General features: G+C 67.0%; 21 protein-coding genes. 5 read left to right on the top strand and 16 right to left on the bottom strand.

The window, feature by feature from the left end; translation table 11 throughout:
• Positions 1-108: 108 nt before the first annotated feature.
• From ACPUER_RS04060 to ACPUER_RS04035, 6 genes are all read right to left on the bottom strand, one after another.
• Complete coding sequence (locus tag ACPUER_RS04060) at positions 109-681, bottom strand: AidA/PixA family protein (RefSeq protein ID WP_175959848.1); 573 nt, start codon at positions 679-681, stop codon at positions 109-111.
• 318 nt (positions 682-999) lie between these two features.
• Positions 1,000-2,091 carry a porin gene (locus ACPUER_RS04055; protein ID WP_425130416.1) on the bottom strand — a complete coding sequence of 364 codons (1,092 nt, stop codon included), beginning with the start codon at positions 2,089-2,091 and terminating at the stop codon, positions 1,000-1,002.
• Between the two features lie 176 nt (positions 2,092-2,267).
• Complete coding sequence (locus ACPUER_RS04050; protein WP_425130415.1) at positions 2,268-2,990, bottom strand: SDR family NAD(P)-dependent oxidoreductase; 723 nt, start codon at positions 2,988-2,990, stop codon at positions 2,268-2,270.
• Positions 2,968-4,089 carry a 2,3-butanediol dehydrogenase gene (locus ACPUER_RS04045; RefSeq protein WP_204422171.1) on the bottom strand — a complete coding sequence of 374 codons (1,122 nt, stop codon included), beginning with the start codon at positions 4,087-4,089 and terminating at the stop codon, positions 2,968-2,970. The genes ACPUER_RS04050 and ACPUER_RS04045 overlap by 23 nt, the downstream gene beginning before the upstream one ends.
• A 1-nt stretch (position 4,090) precedes the next feature.
• Positions 4,091-5,395 (bottom strand): MFS transporter, encoded by a 1,305-nt coding sequence (locus ACPUER_RS04040; protein WP_425130414.1) that lies wholly within the window; start codon positions 5,393-5,395, stop codon positions 4,091-4,093.
• A gap of 18 nt (positions 5,396-5,413) precedes the next feature.
• The gene (locus tag ACPUER_RS04035; RefSeq protein ID WP_175959843.1) at positions 5,414-5,947 is read right to left on the bottom strand and encodes a 2,4'-dihydroxyacetophenone dioxygenase family protein; all 534 of its coding nucleotides are present in this window, start codon (positions 5,945-5,947) and stop codon (positions 5,414-5,416) included.
• Positions 5,948-6,131: 184 nt separating this feature from the next.
• Between ACPUER_RS04035 and ACPUER_RS04030 the strand changes: the two genes are divergently transcribed.
• Positions 6,132-7,112 carry a helix-turn-helix domain-containing protein gene (locus ACPUER_RS04030; RefSeq protein WP_425130413.1) on the top strand — a complete coding sequence of 327 codons (981 nt, stop codon included), beginning with the start codon at positions 6,132-6,134 and terminating at the stop codon, positions 7,110-7,112.
• Between the two features lie 85 nt (positions 7,113-7,197).
• Here ACPUER_RS04030 and ACPUER_RS04025 read toward each other — a convergent pair whose 3' ends face one another.
• The 4 genes from ACPUER_RS04025 to ACPUER_RS04010 form a co-directional block, all read right to left on the bottom strand.
• A complete protein-coding gene (locus ACPUER_RS04025) occupies positions 7,198-8,763 on the bottom strand; it encodes a GMC family oxidoreductase (protein WP_425130412.1) in 1,566 nt (521 codons plus the stop codon).
• Positions 8,764-8,915: 152 nt separating this feature from the next.
• Positions 8,916-9,884 (bottom strand): helix-turn-helix domain-containing protein, encoded by a 969-nt coding sequence (locus ACPUER_RS04020; RefSeq protein WP_425130411.1) that lies wholly within the window; start codon positions 9,882-9,884, stop codon positions 8,916-8,918.
• 249 nt (positions 9,885-10,133) lie between these two features.
• Positions 10,134-11,081: an aldo/keto reductase gene (locus tag ACPUER_RS04015; RefSeq protein ID WP_425130410.1), complete on the bottom strand. Its 948-nt coding sequence runs from the start codon at positions 11,079-11,081 to the stop codon at positions 10,134-10,136.
• A 381-nt stretch (positions 11,082-11,462) separates the two neighbouring features.
• A complete protein-coding gene (locus tag ACPUER_RS04010) occupies positions 11,463-12,083 on the bottom strand; it encodes a LysE/ArgO family amino acid transporter (protein WP_034181470.1) in 621 nt (206 codons plus the stop codon).
• A gap of 109 nt (positions 12,084-12,192) precedes the next feature.
• Here ACPUER_RS04010 and ACPUER_RS04005 point away from each other — a divergent pair, with 109 nt between their 5' ends.
• Positions 12,193-13,086, top strand: coding sequence for a LysR family transcriptional regulator ArgP (locus ACPUER_RS04005; RefSeq protein WP_174416869.1), 894 nt, complete (start codon positions 12,193-12,195; stop codon positions 13,084-13,086).
• A 48-nt stretch (positions 13,087-13,134) separates the two neighbouring features.
• Here ACPUER_RS04005 and fnr read toward each other — a convergent pair whose 3' ends face one another.
• The 3 genes from fnr to ACPUER_RS03990 form a co-directional block, all read right to left on the bottom strand.
• The gene (gene fnr, locus ACPUER_RS04000; RefSeq protein ID WP_034181468.1) at positions 13,135-13,881 is read right to left on the bottom strand and encodes a fumarate/nitrate reduction transcriptional regulator Fnr; all 747 of its coding nucleotides are present in this window, start codon (positions 13,879-13,881) and stop codon (positions 13,135-13,137) included.
• A 103-nt stretch (positions 13,882-13,984) separates the two neighbouring features.
• Positions 13,985-14,452 carry a universal stress protein gene (locus tag ACPUER_RS03995; RefSeq protein WP_425130409.1) on the bottom strand — a complete coding sequence of 156 codons (468 nt, stop codon included), beginning with the start codon at positions 14,450-14,452 and terminating at the stop codon, positions 13,985-13,987.
• A 598-nt stretch (positions 14,453-15,050) separates the two neighbouring features.
• Positions 15,051-15,461: a DUF3005 domain-containing protein gene (locus ACPUER_RS03990; protein ID WP_175959832.1), complete on the bottom strand. Its 411-nt coding sequence runs from the start codon at positions 15,459-15,461 to the stop codon at positions 15,051-15,053.
• A gap of 278 nt (positions 15,462-15,739) precedes the next feature.
• Between ACPUER_RS03990 and ACPUER_RS03985 the strand changes: the two genes are divergently transcribed.
• The gene (locus ACPUER_RS03985) at positions 15,740-15,973 is read left to right on the top strand and encodes a hypothetical protein (RefSeq protein WP_034181465.1); all 234 of its coding nucleotides are present in this window, start codon (positions 15,740-15,742) and stop codon (positions 15,971-15,973) included.
• A gap of 139 nt (positions 15,974-16,112) precedes the next feature.
• A complete protein-coding gene (gene epsC, locus ACPUER_RS03980) occupies positions 16,113-17,033 on the top strand; it encodes a serine O-acetyltransferase EpsC (RefSeq protein ID WP_175959831.1) in 921 nt (306 codons plus the stop codon).
• Between the two features lie 36 nt (positions 17,034-17,069).
• On the opposite strand, the gene ACPUER_RS03975 is transcribed toward epsC, so the two are convergent.
• From ACPUER_RS03975 to ACPUER_RS03965, 3 genes are all read right to left on the bottom strand, one after another.
• Entirely contained in the window at positions 17,070-17,873 is an 804-nt protein-coding gene (locus tag ACPUER_RS03975) for an SDR family oxidoreductase (protein WP_175959830.1), read from the bottom strand.
• Positions 17,873-18,502, bottom strand: coding sequence for a GTP cyclohydrolase I FolE (gene folE, locus ACPUER_RS03970; protein ID WP_034181462.1), 630 nt, complete (start codon positions 18,500-18,502; stop codon positions 17,873-17,875). The genes ACPUER_RS03975 and folE overlap by 1 nt, the downstream gene beginning before the upstream one ends.
• A 98-nt stretch (positions 18,503-18,600) precedes the next feature.
• Positions 18,601-19,527 carry a LysR family transcriptional regulator gene (locus tag ACPUER_RS03965; RefSeq protein ID WP_425130436.1) on the bottom strand — a complete coding sequence of 309 codons (927 nt, stop codon included), beginning with the start codon at positions 19,525-19,527 and terminating at the stop codon, positions 18,601-18,603.
• 116 nt (positions 19,528-19,643) lie between these two features.
• On the opposite strand from ACPUER_RS03965, the gene ACPUER_RS03960 reads away from it, so the two are divergent.
• Positions 19,644-20,876 carry a 4-hydroxybenzoate 3-monooxygenase gene (locus ACPUER_RS03960; RefSeq protein WP_425130408.1) on the top strand — a complete coding sequence of 411 codons (1,233 nt, stop codon included), beginning with the start codon at positions 19,644-19,646 and terminating at the stop codon, positions 20,874-20,876.
• The last annotated feature ends 76 nt before the right edge of the window (positions 20,877-20,952 follow it).

Here is a 20,952-nt window from a genome sequence, read left to right as displayed (position 1 = left end):
GATGGCTTCGCCAGCGGAAAGCGGCGGGCGGGCCGATTGCTCCCGCCCGGTGCTGCCGGGCGCCTCGCGCCGATCACGCCGCGGTCTTGTCGAGGCGCCGGTTCGAGATCACCCGTGGCTGATGGCGAGGTAAGCCTTCCAGGTGACGTAGCCCTTCAGGTGCGCGTGCCGGTCGTAAACGGCAGCAACAAACGCATAGGTCTCTTGGCCGGGACTGAGCACGGTGGCTTGCGCCCAGTAGTCCGCGCGCAGCTCTGTTTTCACACTGTTGTTGTCGGGCCAGCCCTGTGCCGGGTAAGGCTCGGTGGTGTTCTCGGTCATGTGCGAAACATAGCCCAGAAGGTTGCCGCTGATCGCTTGGATGCTGTACAGGAAGCACTTGTAGTTTTCCGTGTCCGTCAGCGACACGGTGCGCCAGTAAATCATGTCGTTGACGTTGGCCTTGAGCATCAAGTTGCTGCCGCCCTCGCCCTGGTACATACCTTGCACCGAGCCTTGGCCAAAGCCAGACGCCGCATCCGCCAGCGGGGTGATCATGTAGACGGTATCGGGGTTGTTCCCGAGCGGGGTCGCCTTATCCGGCGTCGTGCCGAGCGTATTGTTGTTCTGTTTCAGAATCTCCTGGACATCGAACGCAATCAGGACGTCAATGAATTTGAAGCTATCCAAGGTATGAGACATGGCAGTTCCTTTCACGTTTTATCGTTGAAGAACACTCTGTTGAGCGACGACGCCCGCGGCGCCGGCATCTCTCCCCATCCTGCGAAGCAGCGCCTGCGGAGAAATCGGGCGCGTGGAAGAGCATCGACAGCGTACGAGGAATTGATCCGCGAATCGATTACACGTGGTTACAGTGCACGCGTGACGAGATGTGCGGCGCGTGCATGTGAATCCCGCATCCGGTACACGGATATACCAGCGTCGCCGGAACCTGCGTCCTGCAGTTGGCCGGACAGGCCGGCCGCGGATCGCCGGCAGGATTTGCCGACAGGCTGGAACCTAGAACCGCGTACTGAACCCGACCCGAGCGATCGACTGCAGCGCGCCGCTCGACGCGCCGTTCGCATCCATCACGCCGTTGATCAGCGCGTTGCTGCCGTGGCTCGCGCGCTGGTGAACGCCTGCCACGTACACCATCGTGCGCTTCGACAGCCAGTACTGGACGGCCGCCAGGATCTGATGCGCATGCGCGTTGTCGAGCGTGTCGTTGCCTTTCATGTACGTGTAGCTCGTGCCGACCACCCACGCAGGCGACGGATGCCACGCCGCACCGGCCTCCGCCGACCACGCGCCCGCGCCGTTCTGCGCGTTGCGCACGGTCGTGAAGAGTGCCTTCCCCGTGACCGTGCCGAGCGTGTAGTGCACGCCCGCCCCCCAGTTGCGTACGCTGGTCGGCGGCAGCCCCGCCGCCGCGCCGTATTTCTGATTCGTATAGGCCGCGCCCGCGCCGAACGGGCCGTTGTCGTAGCTCGCGCCGACGCTGACCGTGTTGTTCGCGCCGACCGACCCCGCAACGTTGCCGAAACCGTACAGTGCGCCGAAGGTCAGGCCCGACAGCGACGGGCTCGTGTACTTGACGGCGTTCGCGACGCGATTGCTGCCTGCAACGCGATCCCAGTCGAACGCACCGGTCGGGTTGTTCGGCAGCGCGAGCTTGTCGAACGGCCCGTTGCGGAAGCCGTACAGGCCGACGAGATCCTGCGCGATCTCGTTGCCGCTCGCGGCGAGCGCATCGACCATGAACTCGTACTGGTTGCCGAGCGTGAGCTTGCCGTAGCGGTCGTTTTCCAGCCCGACGTAGGCCTGCCGCGCGAATAACCCGCCGCCGATGATCGAGCCGTTGCCGAGCGAATACTGGTTCACGAGCCGGAAGATCGCACGCGTGCCTGCGCCGAGATCCTCCTTGCCTTCGAAACCGAGCAGGTTCGGAAAGAAGATGTTGTCGTCGAATTTCGCGTTTCCGCGACCGCCTTCGTTGCTGACGAAACTGAGGCCGGCGTCCATCAATCCGAACATCGTCACGCTGCTCTGCGCGAACGCCGCCGCCGGAATCGCGCAGGCCGCGAGTGCCAGAAGGGTCTTTTTCGTCATCTCCAAATGCTCCTCACATGTTTCCGATCGGGTCGGATATTTTTTGATTGGACTACTGATTGATATGAAAAACCCGAACCTGAATGATCCGGATTCAGGTGCAACCGAAAGGGACCGGGTCGCGCACGGCGCATCGGGAGCGGCTGCCTGCCCGCCGACACGCCGCGCGCTGAGCGCTATACCGTCGAATACCCGCCGTCCACCGGCACGACCACGCCGTTGACGAACGACGCGCCGGGCGAGCACAGGAACAGGATCACGTTCGCGACCTCGTCGGCGGTGCCCCAGCGCCCGAGCGGCGTGCGCTCGAGGATCTGCCGCGACGCGTGCCCGTCGGCCATCAGCCCGCTGCTGAGCGGCGTGTCGATCCAGCCGGGCGCGACCGCGTTCACGCGAATGCCGCGCTCGGCCCACGCCTGCGCGAGCGAACGCGTGAGCTGCGCGATGCCGCCCTTGCTCGCGCTGTACGCGGGCCGGTCCTTGCTACCGAAGTACGTGTACATCGACGCGACGTTGACGATACTGCCGCCGTGCGCGGACAACGCCGGCAACGCGGCGTCGGATGCGCGCATCACCGACGTCAGGTTTACGTTCAGCACGAGCTCGAACTGGTCCATCCGGTATTCGTCCGCGTGCCGGCTGATGCCGACGCCGTTGACGAGCACGTCGAGCCGCGGCAGCGCGGCGATCGTGCCTGTCAGCGCATCGCTGTCGATCACGTTCAGTTCGACGCATCGGATGCGCTCGTGCACGGGCGCATGCGGGCCGGCGGCGTCGAGCCCGAGCGCGACGACCGATGCGCCGGCTTGCGCGAACCGCCATGCGGTGCGCGCGCCGATGCCCGATGTGCCGCCCGTCACGACGACAGTCTTGCCTTCAAACGCCAACGGACGACTCATGCTCGATGCTCCCGACAGTGTGTGCGCGGCGGGCGTACCGCTGCGCGGGGGAAACCAGAATCTTGATCTGTGTGCGATCGGCGAGCAGTGCGTCGAAGCCGTCGGCGACGGCATCTTCGAGCGATACGGTGCGCGTAACGATCGACGTGAGGTCGAGCGCGCCCGACGCGACGATGCGCAGCAGGTCTTCGTATGCATGCCGATAGCCGACGCTTGCCGTGAAGGTCAGCTCGTCGTTGACCGCGCGGAACGCATCGAAGCCCGCACGCGGCATCAGGCCGACCATCACGACGCGGCCGCCCTTGCGCAGCGCGTGCATCGCCGCTTCGAACGTGGCCGGCAAACCGGCCGCCTCGAAGCTCGCATCGACGCCGAGCCCGCCCGACGCCTCGCGGATCGCATCGCGCAGCACGGCCGCGTCGAGCGAGCGCGCGTTGAACGAGTGCGTCGCGCCGAGACGCGCGGCGGCCGCGAGGCGCTCGGGCGACACATCGACCGCGACGATGGTCGTCGCGCCCTGCAGCTTCGCGAGCTGGATCAGCAGCAGGCCGATCGGCCCGAGCCCGAATACCGCGCAGGTATCGCCGAGCCGGAGTTCGGCGCGGCGCAACGCATGCAGCGCGACGGCGGCGGGTTCCATCACGGCGGCCTGTTCGAGACTGACGCCGTCGGGCAGCCGATGCAGCATGTAGGCCGGCACGACCGCGAAGTCGGCCATCCCGCCGTCGCCCATCAGCCCGGCGAAGCCCATCGACACGCACAGGTTGTACGACCCCGAGCGGCAGTATGCGCATTGGTGGCAGCGATACTCGGGCTCGACGGCGACGCAGTCGCCCGGGTTCAGCGTCGTCACGCCCGCGCCGACTTCGACGACGGTGCCGCAGAACTCGTGGCCGAGCGTCAGCGGCGCGGTGCGCCGCGATAGCGGATGCGGCGCGTCGACCGGAATCGCGTGCGGGCCGTCCGCATATTCGTGCAGGTCGCTGCCGCAGATGCCGCAATAGGCGACCGCGATGCGCACCTCGCCCGGCCCCGCGCGCGGCGTGTCGATTTCCACGAGACGGACGTCGCGCGGGCCATGCCATTGAAGTGCGCGCATGTCAGCGTCCTCCGAGGTTTTGCGCATCGAGACGGTTCGCGGCGGCGCCGGCGAGCGCGCGCTTGCGCAGCACGGCAGGCGCGGTTTCGACGAGGCCGAACGACAGCACGCCCGCGAGGATCGCGCCGGTTGCCGACGTCCACATCGCGAACTGCAGGCCGTAGCGGTCGGCCGCGAAGCCGGCGACGGTCGGCGCGACGAAGCCGCCGATCAGCTCGCCGGCGCCCATGATCAGCCCGAGCGCGCTGGCGATCGCGCGCGGCGGCACCGTTTCGGCCGGGATCGTCGCCATGAACAGCGTGAAGCAGCCAAGGCCCGTGTAGGTCGCGAGCACGAGCGCGCAGAGCGCCCACAGCGAATTCGCGTGAATCATCGCGACGGGGCACGCGGCGGCGACCAGCGCGAACACGATCATCGTCGGCTTGCGGCCGATCCGGTCGGAGATCGCCGGCACCGCGAAGCCCCAGAACACCCATGCGGCGCCGAGGCAGGTCATCACGACGCCCATGTCGGACGGCGAAAGATGGCGGCTGTCGACGAGGAAGACCGGCGCGAACGAGATGACCACGACGAACCACGTGAGGAAGACGCAACTGATCAACACGCAGAGCAGGATGTTGCGTTCCTTCAGCAGCGCCCAGCGGTTGATCGCGGCGCCGCCCGCCGCTGCCGCGCCGACGGTGTCGGCTTGTGCATTCCGTGCGCCGCCGGGCGGCACTTCGCGAACCCAGCGCCAGATGCAGAAAGCGATCAGGAAGCCCGGAATGCACGATGCGTAGAACGCCTCGCGCCAGCCGTATGCGGTCGCGATGCCGATCACGACCGGCGGGCCGATCATCGCGCCGAGCAGGCCGGCGGCCGAGCCTTGCAGCAGGCCCATGTTCAGCCCGCGGCGGCTCGGCGTCGAACTCTCCACCATCAGCGACTGCGACAGCGGCAGCACGGGGCCTTCGGCGATGCCCATCAGCGCACGGAATGCGATCAGGCTCGCGAAGCCGGCGACGAACCCCGACAGCGCCGAGCACACGGAAAAGCCGAGCACGGCCGCGATCAGCAGCGGCTTGCGCGTGCCGCGCGCGTCGGACCACGCACCGGTCGCGGCGCCGGACAGCGCCCACGTGAGCGCGAGCGCGGACGACACCATGCCGAGCTGCGCATTCGTCAGGTGCAGTTCGGCCGACATGAACGGGAACAGGAACGACAGCGCGAGGCGGTCGAAGAACACGAAGCCGAACGTCGTGAACAGAATCAGCAGCAGCCTGTTCTCGTACGTCCATGCGAGTTTGGGGGAAGGGCGGGATGTCATGGCGGGCCTCGTCGCGCGTCAGCGGAACAGCTTCTCGATCGCCTGCGCGCCGAGGCCGACCTTCTCGTAGTGCGCCTTGCACATCGCGATGTACGAATGCACGTCGTAATAGCCGTCGGGGTTGCCTTCGTCGTCGAGCCAGATCAGCGGCCCCTTGACGATGAAGAGCGCGCGCATCGGCTCGGGATGGTCGAACGCGACGAGCGTGTGGCCTTCGCCCGGCGTCTCGTACACGAAATCGCCCTTCGTCGCGGTCCATTCGTGTTCCAGATAGCCCCATTTGCCGGACAGCGTGTATGCGAATACCTCGTGCGGGTGATAGTGCCGGTTCACCAGCCCCGCTTCCTTCGCCATCAGGATGTCGCACCATTTGTTCTGCGACGGCGAGATCCACAGCGGCCGCGACGAAACCGTTTCGGTGAACGGAACGTAATAGCGCTCGTCGTCGGTGGCCGCGTTCGCGATGTAGGCCTCGGGCAGCGCATCGGGCTTGAACGGATTGGCAATCGGCGGGATGTTTTGCCAGAATTCGGCTACGGCTTTGTCGACCACGGCTTGTCTCCTTGTGTATGGGTGTCGTGGGTTCGACTTTAGCCAGCCGGTGCGCGCCGCTCTTGACTGGGCTGGACGAATTGCTTGACCGCGCCGGACATCGCACTGCACGACGTTTAAACGATCCATCCCCCAATTCCGCAATGCATGCCGCTCCGTACGACGGGCGCCAGCAGGAGGCGACGTGACGAATTCGACCGTTTTTTCACGCACGCGAGGCTCGACGGCCGACGTGCCGGCGCGCGACCGGATGGCGTACTGGGATGCGTTCAACGCGGCGACGCTGGTCGGCCTGCGCTGCTCGTCGCTGTCGCCGGCCGGGCTCGAAGTCGAGAAGACCGACATCGCGTTGCCGGGCCTCGGCATCGCCGACATCAGCGGCCAGGATCACGTGATCGAGCGCAGCCCCGCTTTGGTGCGCCAGTTGCCGAAGGAATCGCTGTTCGCATGCCAGATCCTGAGCGGGCGCGCGTACTTCATCCAGCGCGACCGGTGCCTGCTCGCGGAAGCCGGCGATGTCGTCGTCTACGACACGCGCGTGCCTTATCTGTTCGGATTCCTGACGCCGATGCGGCAGTTGCTGATCGATATCCCGATCGCGACGTTCGACGACCGGCTCGATGCGGAGCTGGCGGCGCTGCCGCTGCGGATCGCGCCGAAGCCGGGCGCGGGCGCGATGCTCGGCGCGACGCTGCGCGCGAGCGTCGAGCGCTTCATGAAGGATCCGGTCGAGCGCGATGCCGCGGCGTTCGCCGAGCACACGCGCACGCTGATCGCGGAACTCATCGGCGCGGAAGTGAACGGCGCAGGCGCATCGCGCGCGTCGCTGTCGTACCTGCTGACCGCGAAGCAGTACATCGCGACGCATCTTGGCGAGCCGGAGCTCGGGCCGCAGGCGGTTGCCGATGCGGTCGGGCTGTCGCTGCGCCATCTCGGCCGGCTCTTTGCGGCCGAAGGCGAGTCGATCACGCAGCACATCTGGTCGGAACGGTTGTCGCACGCGTATCGCGAGCTGACGGATGCGCGGCTGCGCAAGACGAGCGTCGGCGAGATCGCGTTCCGCTGGGGGTTCTCGAGCCAGGCGCATTTCAGCCGCGCGATTCGCGAGCGCTACGGCGCGTCGCCGATGGCGCTGCGCGATGCGGCGCGCGCGGCGGAGTGCTGATCCGGGCAGTGGAGGTAGCAGCGGCGCGTGTGTCACGCGCCGTTTTTGTTTTCAGTGCAGTGCAGTGCGGCGCCCGTGCGCCGCGTCACTCCGCCAGCATGAACTCCGCGCAACGCTCCGCGATCATGATCGTCGGCGCGTTCGTGTTGCCGGACACGATGCGCGGCATCACCGACGCATCGCAGATCCGCAATCCGTCGATGCCTTGCACCTCGAGGCGCGGCGTGACGACCGCGTTCTCGTCGTTGCCCATGCGGCAGGTGCCGGCCGGGTGATAGACGGTTTTCGCGCGGCGCCGCACGTAGTCGGCAAGTGCGGCATCGGTCAGCGGCTCGGCTTCGCGAACGATGCGCGCGAGCGACGGCGCGCGGATGATCTGCCGGGCGAGCGCGACGCCGCGCACGAGGCCGTCGACGTCGGCCGGGTCGGACAGCGCGCCGCTGTCGAACCGGATCGGTGCGGCCGGATCGTCGCCGCGCAGTTGCACGGAGCCGCGCGAGCGCGGCCTGAGCAGGCACGGGTTGATCGACAGGCCGTGGCCGGGAAGCGGCTCGCGGCCGACGTCGCCGACGAGCGTCGGCAGCACGTGGAACTGGATGTCCGGCCGGCCGCTGCCCGTCGTGTCGACGAACGCGCCGGATTCGACGACGTTCGACGTCAGCAGGCCCGTGCGGCACAGCATCCACTGCAGCCCGTGCCGCAACGCCTTCAGCCCGCGATCCTCGCCCAACAGGCTGACCGGCGCATGGCTATAGCCGTAGATCGATACTTCGAGGTGGTCCTGGTAGTGCGCGCCGACGTCGGGGCTGTCATGCAGCACGTCGATGCCGTGCGCGTGCAGGTGCGCGCCGGGCCCGATGCCCGACAGCATCAGCAGCTTCGGCGTGCTCAGCGCGCCGGCCGCGAGCACGACGTCGGCACGCGCGGCCGCCGAACCCGTCGCGCCGCTTTCGGTGCGCCAATCGACGCCGGTCGCGCGCCGGCCGTCGAACCGGATGCGCGTCACGCGGCAGCCGGTCAGCACGCGCAGGTTCGGATGGCCGATCGCGTCGGCGAGATAGGTGGCCGCGGTGCTGCCGCGCTGCCCGTCGAAGATCGTCGTGTGATAGAAGCCGACGCCGTGCTGCGCGGCGCCGTTGAAGTCGTCGTTGTATGCGAGGCCCGTTTCCTGCGCGGCCTTCACGAACGCGAGGCTCAGCGGATGCCGGTAGCGCGTGTCGCCGACCTTCAATGGCCCGTCGGTGCCGTGGAACGGCTCGGAGAGCCGCAGGTGCGATTCGGCGCGCTTGAACACGGGGAGCACGTCGTCCCAGCCCCAGCCCGTGCAGCCGAGCGCGGCCCAGTCGTCGTAGTCGTCGCGCGTGCCGCGCACGTACAGCATCGCGTTGACCGAACTGCCGCCGCCGAGCGTGCGGCCCTGCGGCACGTAGGTCTTGCGTCCCGCCGCGCCGGGCTGCGGCTCGCTTTCGAACGTGACCGTGCGCCGCGTGCCGAGCACGCGGATGAACGTCGCCGGAATCCGGATGAACAGGCTGTCGTCCTTCGGGCCGTCCTCGAGCAGCAGCACGCGCCTGCCGGCCTTCACCAGCCGATGCGCGACCGTACAGCCGGCCGAACCGCCGCCGACGACGATATGGTCGTATGTCTCCATCCCGCTTCTTCTCCTTGCTGTCGGGCGGCGGAACGAGTGCCGCCGCGCAGGAAGCCAGCTTAGCGAGCGATATGCGGCCCATTTGACCGGGACGGACGCCGTGCTTGCCTCGCACGGACACGGCGGCGGGTGGCGGGTTTTGCGGCGTCCGGTTACCGCGCGTCGGCCGGCGCGCGCGTGTCGCTTGGTGTCTCGCCGAAGCGTGCGCGATAGCTGCGGCTGAAGTGCGCGCTGTTGTTGAAGCCCCAGCGAAACGCGATTTCGCTGACCGTCAGATGCTTCAGCGACCGGTCGCGCAGGTCGGCGCGGCAACGTTCGAGCCGCCGCGCGAGGATGTAGCGCGTGAGCGGCATCCCTTCGATCTCGAACACGCGTGCGAGCTGGCGCGGCGACAGGTTGATCGCGCGGCTCACCGACTGACTGTCGAGATCGTCGTCGGCGAGATGGCTGTCGATGAACGCCTTCGCGCGCGACAACGTGTGGACGGTCGACTTCGTCGGCGACGCATCGCCGTCGCGCAGCCGCAGCATCGACTGCACGAGCTCGAGTATCGCAACGGCGCGCGGCTCGCGGGCGCCGGGCGCCGGCTCCTGCGGCGCGGCGAGCAGCGCGTACAGCTGCCGCACGGCCCACGATGTCACGCCGTCGTCGCGATCGATCTTGACGAGGCTGCGGTAGCGCCACGGCCCGACACGTGCTTCGAACACGTCGCGCGGCACGTCGAGCACGGTCATCGCCATGTCGGCGGGAAAGCCGTGCCCGTACGGCACCGACGTGTCGTAGAGGACGATATCGCCCGACGCGTGCTGCATGCAGTCGACGTCCTGGAACGTATAGCCTTGCCCTTCGTGCATCAGGCAGATGAACACGGCGTCGCGCTGGTCGGCATGGATGTTGTGCGGCGTACGCACGACCGCGTGCCGGTTCGCGACGATGTCGCATGCGCTGAACAGCCCGAGATCGCGCTTGCGCAGCATCGCGTCGATGCCTTCGGACGATTTTCCGCTGCATTCGATCCGCACGAGCGTGCGGGCGACATGATCGACCCAGAAGTCGACGCGCTCGGCGCCGCGTACAGTGCGCGTCGAGATCGTGACGATCCCCGTGCTGGTATCCGGCATGACGTTCTCCCAATGACCGCCCGAGCGGCGCAGTCTCGGGCACGTCGAATGTCGCGGTCAATCCGTGAAAGACCGGGGCCGGTGCGCGACACGCTTGCAGCGGGGCGTTGCGGCCGGACGTGCGATCGATGTCCGGCTGGGTCAACGGAAGCGGCCGTGTCAGTCAAAACGCGAGTGCGATTTTCGGCTAGGTGGCGCGCGTATCGCCACGCGCTGCCGACAGGTACCGCCGGCCTGCGGCCCCCGACTTCAGGTTGCGCTGGCCTCATCAATCTGGCGGATGTCATCCTGATCGAGCCGGATGCGGATCGCTTCGCCGAGCAATTCGAGCTGCGCGAGCGACGTCGCGCTCGCGATCGGCGCGGTGATCGTCGGCCGCGCGATCTGCCACGCGAGCGCGATCGCGGCCGGCTGCGTGCCGTGCTTCGCCGACACGGCATCGAGTGCCACGAGAATGCGCAGGCCGCGTTCGTCGAGATAGCCGGCGACGCGATCGCCGCGCACGCTCTTCTTCAGGTCGGCCTCGCTGCGGTACTTGCCCGACAGGAAGCCGCTCGCGAGCGCGTAGTAGTTGACGACGCCAAGCTTCAGGTCGCGCACGACCGGCTCGAGATCGCGTTCGTAGTCGGCGCGGTTGATCAGGTTGTACTCGGGCTGGATGACCTGGTACGCGGGCAGGCCGTCGCGCTTGCTGATGTCGGCGGCTTCGCGCAGGCGCGCGCCACTGTAGTTCGATGCACCGATGATGCGCACCTTGCCCGCGTCGATCAGCGTCTGGTACGCGCCGAGCGTTTCCTCGAGCGGGGCCGTATCGGCGAGGTCGCGGTGCGAGAAATACAGGTCGATGTAGTCGGTCTGCAGGCGGCGCAGCGAATCGTCGGCGGCTTGCAGGATGTTGTCTTTCGTCAGGCCCGCGCGTGTCGAAAGCAGGCCGACCTTGGTCGCGATCACGACCTGCTCGCGCTTGCCGGAACGCTTGAGCCACTTGCCGATGATCGTTTCCGATTCGCCGCCGCTGTTGCTGGGCGCCCAGGCCGAATAGACGTCGGCCGTGTCGATGAAGTTGATGCCGGTGTCGGCGAGCGCGTCGAGCAGCGAAAACGATGCGTTTTCGTCGACGGTCCAGCCGAAGACGTTGCCGCCGAACGCGAGCGGCGAAACCTGGATGTTCGACGTGCCGAGAGTGCGTAGTGCCATGTTCTGCTCCGATATCGGTGGGGTGACGGGATTGAACTGCGCGATTGGCCAGGTCGAGCGCGACGAGACGGCGGGGTGCGCGGTGCGGTTCCACCGTTGTCGCAGGACAGCGGACATTCTCGCCGATCGGTTCGATTCGTGCAGGCGGTGCGTCGCCGCGATGATGGCCGGCCTGCGACAGATGACGGACGCATCGTCCGTCACGTTGGTGGTCCGTACGACTGCGTTGGATCTGGAGCTGAATTTCGCGGCGGCGATGCGCTGCGGGAAGCGGGATGCCGTGTCGGCGGAAGCAGGCGTGAAGGCGGGACGCCCCCGACGTGGCGCAGGAACGGATCGGCGCACCGGCGGCACGCAGCCGCCCGTGCGACGGCGAGTCGGTCAGCGCAACTGCACGGCCGCGAGAAACAGCACCATGCTGCCGATCGCGCCATCCAGCACGCGCCACGCAACGGCCTTGCGGAACCACGGCGCCAGCAATCGCGCACCGTAACCAAGCCCGAGAAACCACACGACGCTGACCGCCATTGCGCCGATCGCGAACGCGAGCCGCGCGCCTTCCGGCTCGCGCGCGCCGGCCGTGCCGATCAGCAGGAACGTGTCGAGATATACGTGCGGGTTGAGCCACGTGAACGCGAGCGTCATCAGCACGATCGCGAGCCCGCTCTGCGGCGGCGGCGCGACCGCGTCGCCGCGCACGTCGAGCGTTGCGTGGCCCGGCTTGAACGCGCGGCGCAGCGCGTTGATGCCGAACCACGCGAGATACGCGAGGCCGACATACAGCACCGCGTGGACGAACGTCGGATAACGCTCGACGAGCACCGATGCGCCGCCGACGCCGGCGCCGATCAGGATCATGTCGGACAGCGCGCACAGCAGCACGATCTTGCCGACATGCGAGCGCATGATGCCTTGGCGGAGCACGAACGCGTTCTGCGCGCCGATGGTGACGATGAGCGACGCGCACAGTGCGGCGCCGTGGGAAAAAGCGAGCCAGTTCATGGTGGTGACAGCAGTAGAAGCAGTAGACGGATGAATCGTGTAGCGCTAGTCTGCGGTCAGCATGAGAATAAGAGAAGCTAATTTACCTAATGCAGATTAAGGAAATCTAATGCTCGACTACGCCCTGCTCGATGCCCTCGCAGCCGTGATCCGGTACGGCTCGTTCGAGCGTGCGGCCAAGGAGCTGAACGTCACGCCGTCGGCGGTGTCGCAGCGCGTGAAGCTGCTGGAGGAGCGCGTCGGCAGCGTGCTGGTCAAGCGCGGGCAGCCGTGCGTCGCGACGACGTCGGGCGCACTGCTGTGCCGGCATACCGAGCGCGTGCAACTGCTCGAGGCCGAGCTTGGCGGCCGGATGCCGGCGCTGCCGGGCCAGATTGCGAGCGCATGGCCGATGTTGCGCGTGGCCGTCAACGACGACAGCGTCGCGACGTGGTTCATCGACGCGGTCGGGCCGTTCTGCACGGAGCGCGAAACGTTGCTCGACCTCGTGATCGACGACCAGGACTACACGGCGGCGCGCATCCGCGACGGCAGCGTGCAGGGCGCCGTGACCGCGCAGGCCGAGCCGATCCAGGGATGCCGGTCGGAGCGGCTCGGGCGTATCCGCTATCGCGCGGTGTGCTCGCCGGCGTTTTACGAACGCTATTTCAGTGCGGGCATCACGCGCGATGCGCTGCGCCGTGCGCCGTGCGTGATGTTCAATCCGAAGGACGGGCTGCAGGCGCGTTTCATCCGGCGCGTGACGCGCGCGGATCTCGATCCGCCGCAGCACTGGATACCGCACGTCGCGGGCTATCTGCGCGCATGCGAAACGGGATTGGGGTGGGGGATGTGCCCGGACCGGATGGTCGACCGGCAACTGGCGGCGGGCGAACTGGTCGACATGTCGCGCGGGCGCACTGTCGACATCGATCTTTACTGGCAGAGCTGGCGTCTGTCGATCGGCTGGCTCGACGATTTCAGCGCGGCGCTGAAGGCGCGCGCCGCGCTGTTTCTCGACTGATCGGTAACGTCACGCGGGCGGCGCGCGAGATGCGCGCGCCGTGCGGGATCAGACGTGATGCAGGCCGTCGAAGTCGATGATCTGCACATGACGGCCCTGCATTTCGATCAGGCCGCGCTTCTGGAACTTGGACAACGTGCGGCTGACCGTTTCGAGCGTCATGCCGAGGTAGCTGCCGATGTCTTCGCGTGTCATCCGCAGGTTGAATTCCGACGGCGAGTAACCGCGCTTCAGGTAGCGCGACGATACGTCGAGCAGGAACGCGGCGACACGTTCTTCGGCATTCAGCGAACCGAGCAGCATCGTCTGCGACGTTTCGCGCACGATCTGTTCGCTCATCAGCTTGTGCATGCGCAACTGCATCGAGCCGGCTTCCGAGCACAGCGCCTTCAGCGCGCTGTACGGAATCACGCAGACGGAGCTGTCTTCGAGCGCGACCGCGGTGCGCGGATGCGTGTCGTCGCAGATGCCGTCGAGGCCGAGCGCTTCGCCCGCGAGATGCAGGCCCGTGACCTGTTCGCGGCCGTCGTGGCGCGTGGCGACGGTTTTCAGCGAACCCGAGCGCACCGCGTACAGGTTGTCGAATGCGTCGCCTTCGCGGAACAGCGCTTCGCCGCGCTTGACGGGGCGCGCCGCGCAGATGACCGATTCGAGGCGGCTGAGCGCTTCGGGCGCCAGGCCCTGCGGCATGCACAGGTGCCGCATTGCGCACGACGAGCAGTGCGCGGCCTGGCGAGGAGCCCAGCTGCCGGCATGAGGCGTGGCGGCGGTACGTGTGGCGACGGGCGTCAGCATGATCGTTTACTCCGGCATTGAATCGACTGAATCATTGTCCCACCGCAAGTTGTCGCTGTCGGGTGACAAAACGTCGCGACCGGCCGCGGATGCCGAACGCCGTTCATGCGGCTTGCTCGTCCGTGTTGGCGGCGGCCGGAATCAGCAGCACGGGCAGCGTCGCGTGCCGCACGCATTGTTCGGCGATGCTGCCGAGCACGAGACGGCGGAACCCGCGGCGGCCGTGCGTGCCGAGCACGAGCAGATCGGCGCCGAACGCCTTCGCGCCCTCGAGGATCAGCTGCGACACATCGTTGAGCGACGTCGCTTCGGCCAGCTTCGTATCGCCTTTCACGCCCGCTGCCTGCATCAGCTTCGTGAAATCCTTTGCGAGCTCGTTGCCTTGCGCGACGAGCTGATCGCGCAGCACGGACGGATCGTAGCCCGGCACGTTGTAGTAGATCTCGGCGTTCTCGACGACGTAGAACGGTTGCAGCTCGGCGCCGTGTGCTTTCGCGAGCGCCAGCGCGGCATCGAACGCATGGCGGGACGTGTTGCTGCCGTCGACGGCAACCAGAATACGCTTGTACATAGTGTCTCCGAGTGGCGGGTTGAAACGAAGTCGGCCGGATGGCCGATCAGTCTGAGCAATGCTGCGAGGCAGGGTAAACCAATGGCGGGGACTTCGCAGTGTGGTGCCTGTCCTGCCGCGCTACAGCAGCGCCTCCGGCGCCGCGGCGCACGGCCATGCACGCGATGCATGCCGCACTGCGCGACGCGTATCGCATGGCTGCGTCGCATCCGTCGTTCGCGTGGCCGCCGCGCGGCTCGCGACAGCCGGTTCCGAGCGATGGTGGATGAAGACCGCATCGTCGCCGGGAACGGATGCGCGGGTATCGGAATCGCGCGTTGCACAGGTGCACGCATCGCGGCGCGTGCATGCCGCACCGACACGGTGCAACAGCCGCGCCGATGAACCGCGCGCATCGCCATTCAATCGCAACCGCGCCGTTTCGACATGACTTCGATCAACGCATGTGCGTCGGCGCGATTCGCGGCATGCATAAAACCGCCGATGCCGACGCGCGGAATCGTTCGCTTGCGCACCCGTCGCGTGCGCCAATCCGCCGGCATCGATCGTCGACCGATGCCGATCCGCAAACGAACGATCGATTCAAACGCCGCGCCGGCTACCTCGGTACGGCCGTCAACTCGATCACGCGTTCCGGCCGCCGTCCGTGGCCGGGCCAGTACGCGCTGCCGTACATCCGGTGGACGGGGCCGAACTGCGCATCGTCCGCGGGCGACGGCGCGGCGAAGCCTTTCTCGATCATCACGTAGCCCGCGCGCAGCGCGAACGCCGGATGGTTGCCGCCGGCGCGGCTGTCGAAACCGGCGAGGCCGTCGCCGGCTTCGGGCATCGAATCGACGAGCGACGCGTTGCTGCCCGTGATCTGGTCGGGCGAGATTGGCCCGCCGCCGGCGAGAAGCCACGCCTCGCGGTTCTTGCCGTCGGTGTCGACCGTGCTGTCGTGGGTGTTGTCGTTGTCGAGCTCGACGCTGTGCGGATGCAAACGACCTGTTTGACCGGATGATTCCATCACGGCTCTCCTGGCGGCGAAGCGCTTCGGATCGAAGCAAATCCCGTTCCGGGTTCGACGGGAAAAGGCGCGCGGGCGACCGCCGCGGTCGCGCGACGCGCACTGATTTGTCATGATTTATTTCAGCTAGAAGACGCGTTTTCTACAGAGTATGATTCTTTTCCTGCGAAGCGGCGACAGGGGATTCGATCTCGCCGCCTCTGCCCGCGCCGGGGCGCCGCAGCACCCTTAAAGACGGGTAGTGAACAACAAAGCAAGGGACTAGAGGTGGCGGATTCATGCAAGCGACTACTGCCTTCACGCACCGCGGTTATCTGTTGAATTGCGCGCCCGCGCGCGCCAGTGACGGTTCGTTCAAGCCCTACGTCGTGATCTCCCGATCGAGCGACGGGGAGTTGGTTGCGAACCGTTTTTTCCCGACCGAGCTCCAGTTCAACGACGAAGGCGCCGCGATCGCGCACGCGCGCGACTGGGCCGTGCGCTGGATCGACGCGAGCAGCATCGTGATCTGACGCCATCGCGTTTCCCGCATCGTCGGCCGTCCGGCCGATCCCCCGGTGTGCCGCTCCCGGACAAAAAACGCGGTAATCTTGTGGAACCCGTCACTTTATTAGCGGCCGTGCGACCGAGCGCGGCCGCCTGCATTTGCATATGTCGACATCACCCGTCCGTCAGTGGGGCCTCGAAGAAATCGTAGCCGGCTTGCGCGAGTCGCGCGAGGAACTCCATCGCACGCGCCATCCGCGCGGCATCCGCGAACTGCCGTCCCGCGATGCGATCTGCAAGATTGTGACCGGCCTGCGCGCGTCGATGTTTCCGACGCATTACGGCGCGCCGGATCTCACCGACGAAAGCGTCGACTACTACGTCGGCCACACGCTCGAAAGCACGCTGCGCGTGCTGTGCGAGCAGATTCGCCGCGCGCTGCCGTTCCTGCCCGAGCATGCGGACACGCCGTTCGCGGAACTCGACGAGCGCGCGTTCGAGATCGCGCGCGAGTTCGGCCGGCAGTTGCCGGCGGTCCGCGCGCTGCTCGTCAGCGACATCCAGGCCGCGTACGCAGGCGATCCGGCCGCGCAGCACATCACCGAGATCCTGCTGTGCTATCCGGGCGTGCTGGCGATGATGCACCACCGGCTCGCGCACGCGCTGCACCAGCTCGGCGTGCCGCTGCTCGCGCGCTTCATCAATGAAATCGCCCACTCGGCCACCGGCATCGACATCCACCCCGGCGCGCAGATCGGCCCGAGCTTCTTCATCGATCATGGCACCGGTGTCGTGATCGGCGAGACGGCGATCATCGGCGAGCGCGTGCGCTTGTACCAGGCCGTCACGCTCGGCGCGAAGAGCTTCCCTGCCGATGGCGAAGGTGCGCTGGTCAAGGGCAACGCACGGCACCCGATCGTCGAGGACGACGTGGTGATCTATGCGGGTGCGACGATTCTCGGCCGTGTGACGATCGGGCGCGGCTCGGTGATCGGCGGCAACGTGTGGCTTACGCACAGCGTGCCGCCCGGCACGAGCGTCGCGCAGACCAGGGCCCGCGAAGGCGGCAGCGCCGACAAGCCGTAACGCGGCGCGCGGCCGCCGGCCGCCGCTGCGCGTGCATCAGTGCTTGCCGGCGGGCGAGCGGTGCTTGTACAGCACGTCCTGGTCGACGCGGATCAGGTTCTGCCCCGCATCCACCACGAAATCCACGCCGTTGTAGGCGTTGCCCGTCAGCAGCAGGATCGCGCTCGCGACGTCGTCGGGGCCTGCGATGCGCGCGAGCGGCGTCGATGCGCGGCTCGCGTGTTCGAAGTCGGCCTGCGTCTGGTCGTCGCTCGGCAGCATCAGCCCCGGGAATACCGCGTTCACGCGCAGCACGGGTGCGCATGACAGCGCGAGCATCTGCGTGAGGTTGCCGAGCGCGGCCTTTGCGACCGTGTAGCTGAAATGGTCGCGGTGAAAGTTTTCCTTGATCTTCTGGTCGACCACATTCACGACGACACCCTGCGTGCCGGCGGCGCGCGCCCGTTCGTAGAATGCGCGCGTGAGCAGGATCGGCGCGCGGCAGTTGACGGCCCATGCCTGGTCGAATGCCGCGAGATCGAAGCTCGGGAAATGGTCCTGCCAGAACACCGACGCGTTGTTGACGAGCACGTCGAGGCGCCCGAAGCGCGCATACACCTGGTCGATCAGCGCGGTGATCTGCGCGGCATCAGACAGGTCGGCCTGCAGCGCGACCGAATCGTGCCCGCGCTCGGCGATCGCGCGGGCCGCCGCGTTTGCGGCATCGGCCGAACGATCGTAGTGCACCGCGGTGCGATAGCCGTGTGCGGCGAAATACTCGGCGAACGCGCGCCCGGCCCGGCGCGCGGCGCCGGTCACGAGCACGACGGGCGCATGCGCCGTTTGCTTCGTCGACTCCATTACGTATTCGTCAGGTTGACTGAAGAAGGATTGGCGACGATCGACAGGAATTCGCGCCGCGTCGACGGATCGGTGCGGAACGAACCGAGCATGCGCGACGTGACCATCTCGACGCCCGGCTTGTGCACGCCGCGCGTCGAGATGCACTGGTGCGCGGCTTCGAGGATCACGCCGACGCCCTTCGGCTGCAGCACGTCGAACAGCGTATCGGCGATCTGCACGGTCATCTTTTCCTGGATCTGCAGGCGCTTCGCGAACGCGTCGACGAGGCGCGCGAGCTTCGAGATGCCGACCACGCGATGGTTCGGCAGATACGCGACGTGCGCGCGGCCGATGATCGGCACCATGTGGTGCTCGCAGTAGCTCTCGAAGCGGATGTCCTTCAGCACGATCATCTCGTCGTAGCCGTCGACTTCGCTGAACGTGCGCGCGAGGATGTCGCGCGGCTCCACCGCATAGCCGGCGAAGAACTGCTCGTACGCGCGCACGACGCGCGCGGGCGTGTCGACCAGGCCTTCGCGTGCGGGATCGTCGCCGGCCCAGCGCAACAGCACGCGAACGGCGGCCTCTGCTTCTTCGCGGCTCGGCCGGGATGCGGCCTGCTCGGGCCGTGCGGATTTTTTACCCATGTAGTGGCTCCATCGAAGGCCGCCTGCGGCGGCCGATATCCGGCAATTGTTTCATGCTTTCGCGGGTCGTGCGTGCTAGCGCGAACAGGCCCTAGCGCTCACTTCGGCCATTCGTCCTGCTCGTCGTTGAACAGCGACGCGACGACGCCGCGCAGCCACGCGGTGCGCGGATCGTTGTGGTACTTGCGATGCCAGTGCTGCTTCAGGTCGAAGCGCGGCAGCGCGAGCGGCGGCTCGACGGGCACGATGAACGCATGCTCGGCTGCGTACGCATAGCCGATCGCATGCGGCACCGTCGCGATCAGGTCGGTGCGGCTCAGGATGAACGGCAGGCTCATGAAGTGCGGCGTCTCGAGCACCGCGCGGCGCTGCATGCGCTGCTTCGCCAGGTATTTCTCGAGCACTTCCTGGCTGCGCCCTTCGGCGCGCACCACCGCGTGCCCGCACGCGAGGAACTGCTCGACCGTGAACGGCGGCGTCTGTTCGAGCGGATGGCCGCGGCGCATCAGGCACACGAACCGGTGCGTGAACAACCGTTGCTGGAAGAAGTTGTTGCCGTCCAGATCGGGGAAGTAGCCGACCGCGAGATCGATCGACCCGGCTTCGAGGCCGCGGCCGACTTCGTCGTGCGCGAGCGAGACCGAACGCAGGTTTGCGTGCGGCGCGCGCGTCGCGAACGACTGCAGCAGCTTCGGCAGGAACACGATCTCGCCGACGTCCGACAGCGCGATCGAGAACGTATGGGTGCTTGCGGCCGGATCGAAGTCGTGCGGCGCGACGAGGCCGCGCTCGATCTGCGCGAGCGCGTCTCGTGCGGCCGGCAGCAGCGCGAGCGCGCGCGGCGTCGGCTCCATCCCGCGCGACGTGCGCACGAACAGCGGATCGCCGAAATACTCGCGCAGCCGGCCGAGCGCCGTGCTCACGCGCGGCTGGCTCACGCCGAGCAGGTCGCCGGCGCGGCTCACGTTGCGCGTGTCGTCGAGCGCGACGAGGTAGGGAATGAGGTTCAGATCGAGCGAATCCATCATCGGGCCAATATCTTCAAAACGTATACAACATATCTCCTGAATCGCGTTGCCGCATAGTCGGGAAAGCGCTCAAATGTGTTCCACGATTCGAATTAATGTTCTGGAGACGAACAATGCGCACCCAAGTCGCGATCATCGGCGCCGGTCCGTCCGGCCTTCTGCTTTCCCATCTGCTGCGCCTGCAAGGCGTCGATTCCATCCTCGTCGAAGCGCGTTCGCGCGAATACTGCGAGAACCGCATCCGTGCCGGCGTGCTGGAGCAGGGCACGGTCGATACGCTGAACGAAGCCGGCCTCGGCGACCGGATGCGCCGCGAAGGGCTCGAGCATCACGGCATCGAGCTGCTGTTCTCCGGGCAGCGCCACCGCATCGACCTGTCCGAGCTGACCGGCGGGCGCGCGATCACCGTCTACAGCCAGCATGAAGTCGTGCGCGACCTGATCGCGGCCGGCGTCGAGCACGGCCACCCGATGCACTTCGAAGTCAGCGACGTCGCGCTGCACGACGTCGAAGGCGAACACCCGTTCGTCACGTTCAAGCACGCGGACGGCCGCGCGGACCGCATCGACTGCGACTACATCGCCGGCTGCGACGGCTTCCACGGCATCGCGCGCCAGACGATCCCGGCCGAGCGGCTGAACACGTTCGAGCGCGTCTACCCGTTCGCGTGGCTCGGCATCCTCGCCGACGCGGCGCCGTCGCTCGACGAACTGGTGTACGCGCATCACGACAACGGCTTCGCGCTGTTCTCGATGCGCTCGCCGACCGTCACGCGCCTGTACCTGCAATGCAAGCCCGACGAAAACCTCGCCGAATGGTCCGACGCGCGAATCTGGGACGAACTGCACACGCGCTTCTCGAACGACACGGGCTGGACGCCGACCGAGCGCCGGATCACGCAGAAAAGCGTGACGCCGATGCGCAGCTTCGTGTCGGAGACGATGCAGCACGGCCGGCTGTTCCTCGCCGGCGACGCCGCGCACATCGTGCCGCCGACCGGCGCGAAGGGGATGAACCTTGCGGTCGCCGACGTCCGCGCGCTGTCCCGCGCGCTCGGCGCGCGCTACCGGACGGGCGATGCGACGCCGCTCGACACGTATACGGCGACCTGCCTCGAGCGCGTATGGCGCGCCGAGCACTTCTCGTACTTCATGACGAACATGCTGCATTCGTCGCCGGAGGATTCGCCGTTCGTCAATCGCCTGAAGTTTGCCGAACTGAAATACGTGACGCGCTCGCGGGCCGCCGCGCAGTCGCTCGCCGAAAACTACGTCGGGCTGCCGTTCGACGATGCAGTGACCCCCGAGGCAACCCGCCTTGACAACGCGCTGTGCGCGACTCTATGATCGGCCCATCGTTCGCTAATCGAATCTAGGTTCGAATAGCGAACAAATGCCGGGGTCGAAATCGGCCCGGCGCGGC

Origin of the sequence: Burkholderia sp. DN3021 (assembly GCF_049805555.1) — a bacterium.
GTDB classification, from domain to species: domain Bacteria; phylum Pseudomonadota; class Gammaproteobacteria; order Burkholderiales; family Burkholderiaceae; genus Burkholderia; species Burkholderia pyrrocinia_C.
The sequence above is the reverse complement of the archived record's forward strand: the minus strand, read 5'-3'. Positions and strand labels throughout refer to the sequence as shown.

Bases quoted from the DNA above. Each gene is read 5' to 3' on its own strand.
- ACPUER_RS04040 (WP_425130414.1), bottom strand. From the start codon at position 5,395: ATGACATCCCGCCCTTCCCCCAAACTCGCATGGACGTACGAGAACAGG.
- ACPUER_RS04060 (WP_175959848.1), bottom strand. From the start codon at position 681: ATGTCTCATACCTTGGATAGCTTCAAATTCATTGACGTCCTGATTGCG.
- ACPUER_RS04045 (WP_204422171.1), bottom strand. From the start codon at position 4,089: ATGCGCGCACTTCAATGGCATGGCCCGCGCGACGTCCGTCTCGTGGAA.
- ACPUER_RS03995 (WP_425130409.1), bottom strand. From the start codon at position 14,452: ATGTACAAGCGTATTCTGGTTGCCGTCGACGGCAGCAACACGTCCCGC.
- ACPUER_RS04015 (WP_425130410.1), bottom strand. From the start codon at position 11,081: ATGGCACTACGCACTCTCGGCACGTCGAACATCCAGGTTTCGCCGCTC.
- ACPUER_RS03975 (WP_175959830.1), bottom strand. From the start codon at position 17,873: ATGGAGTCGACGAAGCAAACGGCGCATGCGCCCGTCGTGCTCGTGACC.
- ACPUER_RS03960 (WP_425130408.1), top strand. From the start codon at position 19,644: ATGCGCACCCAAGTCGCGATCATCGGCGCCGGTCCGTCCGGCCTTCTG.
- ACPUER_RS04020 (WP_425130411.1), bottom strand. From the start codon at position 9,884: ATGCCGGATACCAGCACGGGGATCGTCACGATCTCGACGCGCACTGTA.
- ACPUER_RS04025 (WP_425130412.1), bottom strand. From the start codon at position 8,763: ATGGAGACATACGACCATATCGTCGTCGGCGGCGGTTCGGCCGGCTGT.
- fnr (WP_034181468.1), bottom strand. From the start codon at position 13,881: ATGCTGACGCCCGTCGCCACACGTACCGCCGCCACGCCTCATGCCGGC.
- ACPUER_RS03985 (WP_034181465.1), top strand. From the start codon at position 15,740: ATGCAAGCGACTACTGCCTTCACGCACCGCGGTTATCTGTTGAATTGC.
- ACPUER_RS03965 (WP_425130436.1), bottom strand. From the start codon at position 19,527: ATGGATTCGCTCGATCTGAACCTCATTCCCTACCTCGTCGCGCTCGAC.
- ACPUER_RS04005 (WP_174416869.1), top strand. From the start codon at position 12,193: ATGCTCGACTACGCCCTGCTCGATGCCCTCGCAGCCGTGATCCGGTAC.
- ACPUER_RS04050 (WP_425130415.1), bottom strand. From the start codon at position 2,990: ATGAGTCGTCCGTTGGCGTTTGAAGGCAAGACTGTCGTCGTGACGGGC.
- folE (WP_034181462.1), bottom strand. From the start codon at position 18,502: ATGGGTAAAAAATCCGCACGGCCCGAGCAGGCCGCATCCCGGCCGAGC.
- epsC (WP_175959831.1), top strand. From the start codon at position 16,113: ATGTCGACATCACCCGTCCGTCAGTGGGGCCTCGAAGAAATCGTAGCC.
- ACPUER_RS04055 (WP_425130416.1), bottom strand. From the start codon at position 2,091: ATGACGAAAAAGACCCTTCTGGCACTCGCGGCCTGCGCGATTCCGGCG.
- ACPUER_RS04010 (WP_034181470.1), bottom strand. From the start codon at position 12,083: ATGAACTGGCTCGCTTTTTCCCACGGCGCCGCACTGTGCGCGTCGCTC.
- ACPUER_RS03990 (WP_175959832.1), bottom strand. From the start codon at position 15,461: ATGGAATCATCCGGTCAAACAGGTCGTTTGCATCCGCACAGCGTCGAG.